The following is a 14765-nucleotide window of genomic DNA, read 5'->3' on the forward strand; positions in this document are numbered from 1 at the left end:
AGTTGATGCAAACGTTGTGGTTTCTGTCGGGCCATAGCCATTAATCAGATGAGCAGGCTGGGATTCAGCCTGTTGTACCTGTTGTATCTTTCCGGGATCAAGCACATCCCCACCCACGAGTAAATTATGTAATTGTCCGAACAGTGGCTTGAGCGTATTAAAGTATTCATTAAACAACCCAGCGGTTAACCAAAGTGCAGTGACTTTTCCTCTAATCAGCGAATCACAGAAAAGCACCGGATCGAGCAGGACAGATTGCGGAATAATATGCAGACGCCCGCCATTAAGCAGGGCAGACCAAACTTCCCATGTCGAGGCATCAAACGCAGTATTGGCACAATGGGCAACACAGTCATTCGCACCGATATCTGCATAATGATTATTAATCACCAGATAATTGACATTAATATGTTCAACCATGACCCCTTTGGGCTGTCCTGTTGAACCAGAGGTGTAAATCACATAGGCCAGATGGCGTGATGTCAGCCCCAAAGCCTGAGTATCCGGGTTATCAGCCGGCTGAGTGACCAATGAGTTATCTGGCGAATCAAGTACGAATACCGGTACCGTATCAGGCAACTTGTCGAGCTGCGTTGTTTGTGCCAGTAATACCACGGGCGTAGCATCTTCCAGCATCAGTGCCAGTCGTTCCGCCGGATAAGCCGGATCGAGAGGCACGTATGCACCACCCGCTTTAAGAATAGCGAGCAGGCCAACTATCAGTTCCGCGCTGCGTTCAACACAAATTGCGACCCGGTCATCCGGACGTACACCCAGCGCAATCAGATAATGAGCCAGACGGTTGGCGCGCTGGTTCAGCTCCTCATAGCTGAGTGTCTGATCTTCATCAGTCAGCGCAACGGCATCAGGACGCTGTAATACCTGAGCCTCAAATAGCTGGTGGATCAGCATATCCTGTGAGAGGTCAGACTGTCCGGTTTTACAGCTACTCGCGTTAAAATCCACCAACAGCTGTTGTCGCTCGGTTTCCGGCAGGATCGGCACATGCAGAATTAATTGCCGGGGATGATGCATCAAGGCATCAACTAAACCACAGAGGGCTGTTTGCAGATAGTGAGTAATCCGGACAGGGTCGATACCCGCTACCGCGTGGGCGGACAGGCAGAAATCTGAGCCTAAATCATCCACTGACAGAGTGATGGGATAGTTAGTGCCTTCTTTAGCCGCGATAACTCGCATACCTGACCAACTGTTTTTGGGCGTTTTTTCTTCACTGGCCTGAGAATGGCGATAATTCAGCAAGGTACTGAATAGTGGTATGGTGTGTTCTACACCGCTGCAACTTTGTGCCAGTGTTAACGGGGCCTGTTCATGTTCCAGCAGTGTGATTAAATCCTGATAAGTATCCTGTACCACAACCTGTACGCTGCGATCTGCGAGGGAAATCCGAATCGGCAGGGTGTTAATAAACATTCCCGGTATATGGTCAGCTCCAGCTCCGCCTTGCAGACGGCCTGACAAAACGGAACCAAAAACTACATCATCGCGACTGCTGGTCTGTGCCAGTACCTGCGCCCATGCGACATGAAACAGGACACTCGGGCTGACTTTCAGTTGCCGTGCCAGCGCACGGATGGAACCCGATAATTCAGGAGAAAGCGGAAGGTGTGCTTCCGTAATAGCGTTATTCGGTTCTGTTTCTGGATTTTCGTTATTCGGTATTGAATTTTCGTTATTAGATATTGAAAGTACGCCAAATGGCGCAGTTGGAGCATCAATATCAGCCAGCCGGGAACGGAAATAATCTTCATGTTCTGAGACAGGCACACTCAGCGTTCGGGCAATAAAATTGCGGTAAGGCAATACGGCGGGCAAGGCAGTTTCCTGCTTGTGCAAGATAAGTGCAACTTCATCGAAAATCAGTTCCAGTGTCACATGATCGCTGACCAGATGGTGAAAACGTAATACCAGCAGCCATTCATTTTGCGCCGTATCATGAGCGATATCAGCAGTGAATAACGGAGCACGGGTCAGATCGATACGATGCTGGCGTGGATCGGTGTGAGCCAGCAGTTGTCCCTGAATATTATTTTCCGTATTGGGAGTGAAGACGTTAATCTCCAGTGGTGCCTGACGCCAGACGACCTGAACCGGCTGCTCCAGTCCTTGCCAGAAAACACTGCTGCGCAGGATATCGTGACGGTTGATAACTTGCTGTAAAGCAGATAAAAAATGGTTAAGGCGTTCGCGGTTATCAAAAGCCAGCAAACTCTGTAACAGGTAGGTATCCCCCTCAGTCTGCATCAGATGGTGGAACAGAATTCCTTCCTGCAAGGGAGATAACGGATAAATATCCTGTACATTACCAGTGCCACCGGACACAGTGCCGACAATGGCGTCAATCTGAGACTGAGATAATGTCACCAATGGCAGCATCTCAGGAACAATCGCAGTGCAATCTTCAGGGATCAGGTTCTCAGGCACAACAAAAGAATCAGTATCACGGCGGAGAGCCTGCGCCATATCAGCGAGAACCGGCGTGGAGAATACGCTGCGGATATCAAGGTGCCAGCCAGTACGGCGTAGCTCTTCGATCAGGCTGACAATCATCAGTGAATGACCACCCAGCTCAAAGAAATGGTCATGACGACTGATCTTCTCCAGTCTTAGCAGTTGTTGCCAGATTTGTGCCAGCGAAGTTTCTGTTTCCCCTGTCGGAGATTCATAGTGGCGAACCGCGAAAGCGGAAGTCTCTGGAGCAGGAAGCGCATCACGGTCAATTTTTCCGTTAGCGGTCAGCGGGAAATTATCCAGCATGATAAAAGCACTGGGCAACATATAATCAGCAAGGTGTCTGGCAAGCTGCTGACGCAATTCGGCCGGTTCCGGTATCACTCCCGGCTGAGGCTGTATATAGGCAATCAACCGTTTCTGATTTCCTGTTTTAGCGCCTGTTTTCTCATCACCGGCTTCCTCATGGGCGAGAACCAGTGCTTTTTGCACACCATGACACTGGGAGAGGCGGCTTTCAATTTCCCCCAACTCAATGCGGAAACCGCGTATTTTGACCTGAAAATCATTGCGACCACAGTATTCAATATTGCCATCCGGCAGCCAGCGCCCCAGATCGCCGGTCTTATACATTCGTGCATCAGGCTCTGAGGAAAACGGATTAACCAGAAAGCGCTCAGCGGTGAGTTGCGGACGGTTAAGATAACCACGGGCAAGCCCTTCACCGGCAATATAAATTTCGCCCGTTACCCCAAGAGGAACAGGTTGCTTGCCGGAATCAAGAATATAGATCTGAGTGTTGGCAATCGGACCACCAATGGGAATTTTTATCTCTTTTTCAATCTGTTCAGTATGAAACCTTTCGATAAAGGGGATTTTATAAGCGGTGGCAAAAGTAGTGACTTCCGTTGGCCCGTACATGTGCAATAAATGTTGTGGCGAATGCTCAGCCCATAACTGAATAGCCGAGCGGCTATCGGCCTGTTCGCCACCAAACAAAACATAACGCAGACCCGGCAAGGCTGGGGCAAGCAAGCCTGCATATTGGTTAAACAGGGCAGTGGTAAGAAATAAAGTTGTGATACCTGCGGATGACAGACACTGACCAAAATAAGCTGGCTGTAGCAAGGTATTTTCCGGTATTAGCAGGAGTCTGGCGCCATGTACCAACGTAGACCAGACTTCCCACGCTGCCGCATCAAATGAAATATTGGCGCAATGGGCAACACAATCATCGGGAGTAATATCGGCAACGTTATTATTGATAAGTAAGCGAATTACGTTGCGGTGCTCAATCATCACGCCTTTAGGCTGGCCCGTTGAGCCTGACGTATAAATGATATAAGCCAGATGATGTGAGGTCAGACCTGATGTCTGAATATCCGGATTGTGAGTGGGATAGCCAGCCAGAGGTGCTTCCTGCTCACTCAATAAATTATCCAGCAAAACGACAGGCACAAAGGTGTCCAGTTTGTCGTACCATGCTAGCTGCGTCAGCAGAGCTACAGGTCTGGCGTCCTCCAGCATATAGCCCAGCCGTTCAGCAGGGTAATGAGGATCGAGTGGCACATAGGCACCACCCGCTTTCAGTATGGCAAGCAGACCGACTATCAGCTCCGGGCTGCGTTCGGCACAGATTGCAACCGGATCGTCCGGGCGTATACCCAGTGCCAGCAGGTGATGAGCCAGACGATTGGCATGGCAGTTAAGCTCAGCATAACTCAGTGTCTGCCCCTCGCAGCTTATAGCGATAGCATCGGGGCGCTGTAACACCTGCGCTTCAACTAACTGGTGAATAAGCGCATCTTGCGGAAACGCTGTCTGAGTGGCATTGAAATCCACTAATAATTGTTGCCGCTCTGAATCTGGCAACATCGGCAATGTGTTTACGGGCTGGCTATCATCAATCACCATTGCAGTTAATATATGGGTTAAATAACCCACCATACGCTCAGCAGTTGGGTGATCGAACAGGTCGGCGGCATATTCTAAATCTCCGGCTAAACCTGTTCCGATCTCGTTCAGTGACAGGGTTAAATCAAAATGCGCACCCCGATGCTTCTGCTCAATCGGAGTGAGTTGCAGTTCCGGCAGTGTAAGCTCCTGAGCCGGCGTGTTATTTAAGGCCATCATCACCTGAAAAATCGGGCTGTAGCTGAGACTACGTTCAGGTTGCAGAGCTTCCACCACCTGTTCAAAGGGCAGATCCTGATGGGCATAGGCCGCCAGTGACTGCTCCCGGATTTGAGTGAGTAAATCAGCCACACTCAGATCGTTATCGAAGGTGATACGTAAAGCCAGCGTATTGACGAAGAAGCCTATCAGCCCTTCAAGCTCACGGTGTGGACGGTTAGCAACAGGGGTACCGATAACAATATCATCCTGCCCACTAAGGTGGCTCAGTACGATACTCCATGCGGTCAGGAGGGTCATAAACAGCGTACTGTTATGGCGTTTCCCCAGCGCCTTCAGTGATGCCAGTAAAGGGGCATCAATATGAAAGGAGACTTTGCCGCCGATATAGCTCTGTACTGCCGGGCGTGGGCGATCAATAGGGAGTGTCAGCAGCGGCGGAGCATCTTTGAGTTGTTCACACCAGAAATCGCGTTGTTTCGTGAGGCTATTTCCCTGCGCTTGTTCATGTAGCCAGACCGCATAGTCAGCATATTGAACAGGTAATGGTGATAAAGAGATATCATGGCCATCAAGGGCCGCACGATAGAAATCTCCTAACTCCCGTATCAGCACACCGGTAGACCAGCCGTCTGTAATAATATGATGCAGTGTCAGTAATAAAATATGCTCTTTATCGCTGAGACGAAGCAGCTGGCCGCGAATCAGCCGTTCCTGAGTAAAATCGAACGGGGTTTGCGCTTCGGTATCAATAAACCCGGTAATGCGCTCGGCGTGCAAAACCGGAGCCAACTGGCTCAGGTCATGATAAGACAGAGTACAGCCGATATCGGCCGGATCAATGTGTTGACAGGGTTTTCCCTCCACTGACACAAAACGGGTTCTCAGGCTTTCATGGCGCTCAACCAGACGGTCGAGTGATGCGCTCAGCGCATGGCGGTCAAGCTGACCGCTAAGGCGGAGTATTACCGGCAGATGATAGGCCAGACTGGCAGCCGGTTCGAACTGGCAGAGAAACCACAGTCGCTGTTGAGCAAAAGATAATGGCAGTGGCTGGTTACGATCCGCGGGTTTTATCATTGACTGCTGCTGTTGATAACCCCGTGCTTTCAGTTGCTCTTCAAGCCTTTTCTCCATAACAGCACGTTTCAGATCATCGAGATTCATAGTAGTCCTTGTCATTATTTGCTATCTCCGCCGGTATCTTTTTTACGGGTATCGTTTTCGCCTAAAATTGCCATTAACTCTTCAGCTGACATCGCATCAAGATCGCTTTGAATTGATTCAATGTCGTTGTCGCCGATTGCACTCATTTGTGCTGCAAAGATGATGTCTGCCTGTTCCATTAATTTGGGTGAAACAAACAGGGAGGTCAGAGGAATACTGACCATAAACTGACTTTTTATGTGGGTTATCAGCCGGATAACCATCAGTGAATGACCACCCAGTTCAAAGAAATTGTCATGACGACTAATGCGTGTCAGCCCTAACAGTTCTTGCCAGATTTGTGCCAGTGCTGTTTCTATCCTTCCCTGTGGCGCTTCATATTCATGTGTCACCACCGCAGAGAGTTCAGGCTTCGGCAACGCCCGGCGATCCAGTTTGCCATTCGGTGTGAGAGGGAAAGTGGTCAGCACGACATAGGCACTGGGCAGCATATATTCCGCCAGATGTTCTGCCAGCTGGCGGCGCAGAACCGCCGGATCAAGTTCAGCGCCGTTTTGGGGCAGCAGATAGGCAACGAGGCGTTTATGTTCAGGTTGATCTTCACGAAGGATAACCACCGCTTCACGTACACCGTGACACTGTTCAAGCCTTGTCTCGATTTCACCCAGCTCAATACGGAAGCCCCGTATCTTGACCTGAAAGTCATTGCGGCCGAGATATTCGATATTGCCATCCGATGACCAGCGGCCTAAATCGCCGGTTTTATACATGCGCATACCGGGCTTACCGGAGAACGGATCGGGCAGGAAACGTTCGGTAGTCAGCTCAGGGCGGTTCAGATAACCACGGGCAACACCTGCTCCTGCAATATAGAGTTCGCCTGCAACGCCCAGTGGCACAGGCTGACCATAAGCATCAAGGATATAAATGCGTAAATCATCCAGAGGCTGCCCAATCAGGCTGCCATGCTGTGCATGGATATCCGTTTCCGTCAGTTCACGATAGGTCGCATGTACGGTAATTTCCGTGATGCCATACATATTCACCAGACGGGTCTGTTCGGTAGGATTGCGTTCAACCCACGGGGCGAGGGTATGCAGCTCTAATGCTTCACCGCCGAATATAATGCAGCGCAGTGTGTGCTGCTCATGCGGCATCATCTCCTGAGCGGCTATGAGCTGGCGGAAGGCACTTGGAGTCTGGTTCAGAATAGTGACCTGATTCCGGCAAAGCAGTTCATAGAACATCTGAGGTGAGCGGGCACATCCAGTCGGGATCACCACCAGCTTGCCCCCGTAAGCCAGCGCTCCCCACAATTCCCATACCGAGAAGTCGAAAGCAAAAGAGTGGAACATCGTCCAGACATCGTTGTTATCAAACCGGAACCGTGCCTGTGTCGCCGCCAGCAGACGGGTAACATTGGCGTGTTCAACCATCACCCCTTTGGGTTTACCGGTAGAGCCGGAGGTATAAATCACATACGCCAGATGGTGTGGCATCACTCCCAGTGCCCGGGCATCCGGATTATCGGCTGGCTGTTCCGCCAGTAACGATGCCTGAGTGTCCAGTTCCATAACCGGAACAGTTATCACCGATGTAGAGAGGAACAATTTTTCCGCTTGTGCTGCCTGAGTCAGCAGGATCTGCGGGGATGAATTTTCCAGCATGTAGGTCAGTCGTTCTGCCGGGTAAGCAGGGTCCAGTGGGACATAACCCCCGCCAGCCTTGAGAATAGCGAGCAGGCTGATAATCAGCTCCGGGCCGCGTTCGAGACAGACGGCTATCCGATCATCCGGTTGCACTCCCTGCTTAATCAGATAATGAGCCAGCTGATTAGCACGACAGTTCAGCTCGTTATAACTCAGTGTTTGTTCCGCAAATATAATGGCAGTGGCGTCAGGCGCACGGGCTGATTGTTCCTCAAACAACTGGTGTATCAGGATGTTGTGTGGGAATTCCACCTGATTAGCATTGAAATCGGTCAGCAACTGCTTGCGTTCTGTTGTTGGCAGGATTGAGATATCCCGCAGCAGATGTTGTGGGTTATGTGTCAGCGCATCAATCAGGCCATTAATTGCAGTTACCAGATAAGCGGCTATTCTGTCCGGGTCAATGCCGGTTATTGTTTGTGAAATTAGCCTGAATCCGGTGCCTAAATCGTCCACTGACAACGTGACTGGGTAGTTGGTACGCTCTTCTGCGGTCAGAATGCGAATGCCCGTCCAGACAGTGTCAACCGATTCAGCCGTCTGACTATGGCGATAATTCAGCAGGGTGCTGAACAACGGCATTGACTGCGGTACACCGCTGCATTGTTGTGCCAGAACCAGAGGTGCCTGCTCATGCTCCAGCAGCAGCATTAAATTGTGGAAGGTATCCTTAACCGCTTCCTGAACGGTGCAATCACCGACAGAAACCCGCATTGGCAGGGTGTTGATAAACATCCCTAATACCTGCTCGGCTCCTGCACCTCCCTGAAGCCGTCCCAACAGGACGGAACCGAAAACCACATCATCACGACCACTGGTTTTTGCCAGTACCTGCGCCCATGCCACATGGAACAGGACACTCGGACTGACTCCCAGATGTCGCGCCTGAGTGCGGATCGCCGCTGCCAGTTCTGGGGCAATAGTGAGACTGGATTCAGCCACAGTTTCGCCGTCGGTCTGAACTTTCAGGATACCAAACGGCGCGGTTGGCTCGTCGATATCAGCAAGTCGGCTGCGGAAATAAGCCCCGTGTTCCGGTTCCGGCACGTGCAGTGTCCGGGCGATAAAGTTGCGATAGGGCAGAACAGCAGGCAGTATTTTCGTATTTCCTGTCAGGAACAGCGCAATCTCTGCAAAAATCAGCTCCAGCGTCATATGATCACTGACCAGATGATGGAAGCGCAGTGCCATCAGCCATTCATTGTGTTCCGGATCGTGAGCAATATCTGCGGTAAACAGCGGTGCACGATCCAGATTGATACGGTATCGGCGTGGATCGGTATGCGCTCTGAGTTGGGTAACAATATCGATTTCAGTGGCTGGCGTGAACATATTGATACTCAGAGACGCCTGACGCCAGACAACCTGAACCGGCTGAACTAAATCCTGCCAGTATGCCGCTGTTCGCAGAATATCATGGCGATCGATAACCTGTTGCAGTGCGGACAGAAACGCATCAAGACGTTCGCGGGAGTCAAAAGCGAGCAGGCTTTGCAGCAGATAATTGTCACCCTGTATCTGTAACAGATGGTGGAACAGGATCCCTTCCTGCAACGGTGACAACGGATAGATATCCTGTACATTGGCAGCGCCGCCGGGCACGGTAGCGACAATGGCATCTATTTCTGTCTGGGACAGCGCAACCAAAGGCAGCATGTCTGGTGTGATCAGCTGACAATTTTCAGGAATGCCGTTAGGCGGCACGATAAATGTATCGTCAGTATCACGCTGAATAGTCTGTGCCATATCGGCAAGGACAGGAGAAATAAATACGCTGCGCACATCCAGTTGCCAGCCGATGAGACGTAACTCCTCGATCAGGCTGACAATCATCAGGGAATGCCCGCCTAATTCAAAGAAATGGTCGTGACGACCAACACGCTCCAGTTTTAACAGGCGTTGCCAGATTTGTGCCAGTGCGATTTCTGTTTCACCCATTGGCGACACATAGCGATGTGATACCACGGCTGATGAATCAGGGGCAGGTAATGCCCGCTGGTCGAGTTTTCCATTTGCTGTCAACGGGAAAGCATCCAGTGTGACAAATGCACTGGGCAGCATATAGTCGGCAAGGTGTTGTGCCAGTTGCTGACGCAATTCTGTCGGATTCAGTATGGCATCAGGCTGTGGCAGCAGATAGGCCACCAGCTGTTTTTGATGTGTTCCGTCTTCACGGGCGATCACGACAGCTTCACGGACTCCGGCACACTGTTCAAGTCTGGCTTCAATTTCCCCCAGTTCAATGCGGAAACCGCGTATTTTGACCTGAAAATCATTACGGCCGAGATATTCGATATTGCCATCAGGTAGCCAGCGCCCTAAATCACCGGTTTTATACATGCGTGTATCGGGTTTACCGGAGAAGGGATCAGACAGGAAACGCTCTGCGGTCAGCTCAGGGCGGTTCAGATAGCCACGGGCAACCCCTGCTCCTGCAATATAGAGTTCGCCTGCAACGCCCAGTGGTACAGGCTGACCATAGGCATCAAGGATATAGATGCGTAAATCCTCCAGAGGCTGCCCAATCAGGCTGCCACGCCTTGCGTGGATATCCGCTTCCGTCAGTTCACGATAGGTCGCATGTACGGTAATTTCCGTGATGCCATACATATTCACCAGACGGGTCTGTTTAGTCGGATTGCGTTCAATCCACGGAGCGAGGGTATGCAGCTCTAACGCTTCACCGCCAAAGATAATGCAGCGCAGCATGTGTGGTGGCAGGTCGTGCTGAGTCATATTCTGAGCTGCAATCAGCTGGCGGAAGGCGCTGGGTGTCTGGTTCAGGATAGTGACCTGTTCACGACACAGTAGCTCATAGAACATCTGTGGTGAACGGGCACATTCAGTCGGGATCACCACCAGCTTGCCGCCGTAAGCCAGCGCTCCCCACAATTCCCAGACTGAGAAGTCGAAAGCAAAGGAGTGAAACAGCGTCCAGACATCGTTGTTATCAAACCGGAACCGCGCCTGTGTCGCTGCCAGCAGGCGGGTAACATTGGCGTGTTCAACCATCACGCCTTTGGGTTTACCGGTAGAGCCGGAGGTATAAATCACATACGCCAGATGATGGGGGTTCAGTGCTGATTTTTGTACATCCGGGTTCCCGAACTGTTCATGATCGGGTAATAAGCCACCGGATAATAAATTATCCTGCATAACATTATCCAACATAACTACAGGCAGGGGACTGGTGAGTTTTTCGGCCAGTGTTGCCTGAGTCACTATGACCACCGGATTTGAATCCTCCAGCATATAGGCCAGTCGTTCGGCAGGATAAGCCGGGTCAAGCGGGATATAGGCTCCTCCGGCCTTGAGGATAGCCAGCAGACCGACCACCATTTCCAGACTCCGTTCGACACAAATTGCTACCCGATCATCCGGACGTACACCCTGCGTAATCAGCTGATGTGCCAGATAATTGGCACGTTGGTTGAGTTCACCATAGCTGAGTGTCTGCCCTTCAAATACCACGGCAACTGCATCAGGATATTGCTCTGCCTGAGCCTCAAACAGCTGGTGGAGCAACGCATTATCGGGGAAATCAGCCTGATGCGCATTGAAATCCATCAGCAATTGTTGCCGTTCTGATTGCGACAATATAGGCACAGTAGCAGCCAGTTGTGATTCATCTGCCACCATTGCGTTCAGTACATTGGTGAGATAACCCACCATACGTTCAATGGTTGCTGCATCAAATAACGCACTGGCATAGGTCAGTTCGCCTGTCAGACCTGCATCGGTTTCGGTTAATGACAGGGTTAAATCGAAGTGGGCACTGTGGTGTATCGGTTCCATCACCGTTAATTGTAAATCCGGTAATGTCAGTGTCTGTGCTGGTGTGTTATTTAACGCCAGCATAACCTGAAATATCGGGCTGTAACTCAGGCTACGCTCAGGTTGTAACGCTTCCACTACCTGCTCAAAGGGCAGATCCTGATTGGCATAGGCCGCCAGAGTCTGTTCCCGAATCTGTCTGAACAAATCGGCCACACTGGCAGAACCATTCAGCCTGACACGCAGGGCCAGCGTATTCACAAAGAAGCCGATCAGCTCTTCCAGTTCGCGATGCTGACGGTTGGCAACCGGTGTACCGATGACAATATCATCCTGCCCGCTCAGCCGCGCCAGCACGATACTCCATGCTGTCAGCAGGGTCATAAACAGGGTGTTGTTATGGCGTTGTCCGAGTGTTTTCAGCGAAGCCAGTAATTCCGCATTAAAATGAACGGGAACTCTTCCTCCGGTAAAAGTTTGTGATACGGGACGAGGCCGGTCTGTCGGAAGTGTCAGCAAAGCAGGCGTATCGCAGAGCTGGTGACACCAGAACTCCCGTTGTCTGTTAAGCGCGGCTTCATGCAGATTGTCACGCTGCCAGACCGCATAATCGGCATACTGAATGGGCAGGGGTAGTAACGGGTTTTCCTGATTTTCAAGAGCAGCCCGATAGAGAATGCTCAGCTCACGTATTAGCACACCGACAGACCAGCCATCGGAAATAATATGGTGCTGGGTGATCAGTAATACATGTTCATCATCAGCCAGTTGCAGTAATTGACCACGGATCAGTGAACCCTGAGTAAAATCAAACGGTATTCCGGTTTCGGTGGTAGCAATTTCTGTAATTCGCTGGGTTTGTTCATCGGCAGTTAATGTGCGCAGATCCTGATAAGACAGCGCAAATCTGCTGTCAGCCGTTGCAATTTGCTGGCGGGGCTGGCCTGCCACCAGTACAAAACGGGTACGCAGGATCTCATGTCGGGCGACCAGATTGTCGAATGTTTGGCGCAGGGCATGGTGACTGAGTTCTCCGCTCAGACGCAATACCAGTGGAATATGGTAAGCCAGACTGGCAGCCGGATCGAGTCGGTCTAAAAACCATAGTCTCTGTTGAGCAAAGGAAAGCGGCAGCGGCTGGCTGCGGTCAGTGACCGGTATTGTCATTTGAGAGATTGCTGCAACATCAGTCAGAACCTGTGCTAAATCCATCAGACGTGGCTGATCAAATAGCTGTTGCAACGGTAATTCCCGCTTCAGTACCTGACGGACACGGGCTGTAAGCTGAATTGCCAGCAGCGAATGCCCGCCCAGTTCAAAGAAATGGTCATAGCGCCCGACTTGCTCCAGTCCCAGCAGATCCTGCCAGATCCGGGCTAATGCGATTTCCGTTTCACCGACAGGCGCTGCATAGTCACGGGTTGCTACTGCCGATGAATCCGGTGCAGGAAGTGCCTGACGATCTAATTTGCCATTAGGGGTCAGCGGGAAAGTTTCCAGCATAATAAACGCACCGGGCAGCATATAATCAGTAAGATGCTGAGCAAGCTGGCGACGTAGTTCTGCTGGCTCGAGTTCAGTGTCTTCCTCTGGTCGCAGATAGGCTACCATCCGCTTCTGATTAGGTTCGTCCTCCCGTATCAGAACTACCGCCTCACGTACCCCATCGCACTGTACCAGTCTGGCTTCGATTTCCCCCAGTTCGATACGAAAGCCTCGCAGTTTGACCTGAAAGTCATTGCGACCGAGGTATTCGATATTACCGTCCGGCAACCAGCGCCCCAAATCCCCGGACTTGTACATACGTGCATCAGGTTCTGAAGAGAACGGATCGGGCAGAAAACGCTCTGCGTTCAGTTCCGGGCGATTCAGATAACCACGGGCAATGCCTGCACCGGCGATATAGATCTCACCGGAAACTCCGACAGGAACAGGTTGAGCCTGTTTGTCCAGAATATAGATTCTCCGGTTACCGATAGGGCGACCAATCGGAATTTTGATTTCACCTTCACCGGCTTTTTCTGGCATGAGCGGTATTTCATAAACAGTAGCAATCGTTGTGGCTTCTGTTGGCCCATAGGCATGCAGCAAATGCTGCACAGGATATTCCGCCCGGAAACGAATGGCGGTATGGGCGTTGGCCTGCTCACCGCCGAACAGGAGGTAACGCAGACCCGATAACGCAGGAGCAATCAGGCTGACATACTGATTAAACAGTGCCGTAGTCAGGAATAGTGCACTGACTTTCTCTGCTGACAGAGATTGCGCGAATTGGTCAGGTTGTAACAGTACTTTTTCTGGGATTAGCAGAAGTCGTGCGCCATGTGTCAGCGCAGCCCAAACCTCCCATGTCGCCGCATCAAATGAGACGTTGGCACAATGGGCAATGCAGTCATCCGGCCCGATATCAGCAAAGCCGTTATTGATAAGCAGGGAAATGACATTCCAGTGTTCAACCATGACACCTTTCGGCTGACCGGTTGAACCGGAGGTATAAATAACATAGGCCAGATGGCGTGATGTCAGCCCTGAAGCCGGAATGTCAGGGTTACGCGTTGGGAACGATACGGAACTGTCTGACTCATCGTCCAGCAAGATAACAGGTAAGGCGCTGTTCAGTTTTTCATGCCACTGAGCCTGTGTCAGTAAGGCAACCGGGGAAGCATCCTCAAGCATAAAGTTAAGCCGCTCAGCCGGATAGTTAGGATCAAGTGGCAGATAAGCGCCACCGGCTTTGAGAATGGCCAGCAACCCAATAACCATTTCCGGACAGCGTTCAATACAAATAGCGACCCGATCATCCGGGCGTATGCCGAGTGTCAGCAGGTGATGTGCCAGACGATTGGCTCGCTGATTCAGTTCACGATAGCTCAGCGTCTGATTTTCATAGGTGATGGCAATAGCATCAGGACGCTGTAATGCCTGAATTTCGACTAACTGGTGAATTAGCGCATTTTCCGGGAATGCGCTTTGCGTTTCAGGAGCATTAAACTCCACCAACAGCCGTTGCCGCTCTGATCCCGATAAAATCGGAATATCCAGAATCGGTTGCTGAGGATGATCAATTAAAGCTTCAACCAGCCCTTGAATCGCAGTTATCAGATAGCTTGTGACCTGATCAGGTGAAATTTCAGTCACAGTCAGCGCTGTGAGCTGAAAACCGTCACCTAAGTCATCCACGGACAGGGTAATGGGGTAGTTAGTTCGCTCTTCCGCTGCGACCACACGCATACCCGCCCAGATGGTATCCATTTCAGCCTGAGTCATCTGACTATGGCGATAATTCAGTAAGGCACCGAACAACGGCATCGGCTGTGCCACACCACTGCACTGTTGTGCCAGTGCCAGCGGAGCCTGCTCGTGTTCTAATAGCGCGGTCAGGCGGTGATAGGTGTCCAGCACGGTTTCCTGCACACGACGACCGGCCAGAGAAATGCGGATTGGCAGAGTATTAACAAACATTCCCAGCATTTGCTCTGCCCCGGTGATACCCTGCAAACGACCCAGCAG

1 protein-coding gene and 1 pseudogene (both cut by a window edge) are annotated in these 14765 nt (G+C 51.2%); both read right to left on the minus strand.

The annotated features are described in order from the left end of the window. A pseudogene (locus tag AACS90_RS13430) lies at positions 1-5787 on the minus strand (non-ribosomal peptide synthetase) (its annotated part extends 957 nt beyond the left edge of the window); the annotation flags it as partial. Then, a protein-coding gene (locus AACS90_RS13435) for a non-ribosomal peptide synthetase (RefSeq protein ID WP_099120571.1) crosses the window boundary here: on the minus strand, positions 5787-14765 show its final stretch. It continues 13911 nt past the right edge of the window; 8979 of the gene's 22890 nt are visible here — the last part of the coding sequence; its start codon lies off the right edge, out of view; its stop codon occupies positions 5787-5789. The pseudogene AACS90_RS13430 and the gene AACS90_RS13435, both read right to left, overlap by 1 nt.

This window comes from Xenorhabdus sp. KK7.4, from assembly GCF_963876465.1.
In the GTDB taxonomy this organism is placed as follows: Bacteria; Pseudomonadota; Gammaproteobacteria; order Enterobacterales; family Enterobacteriaceae; genus Xenorhabdus; species Xenorhabdus stockiae.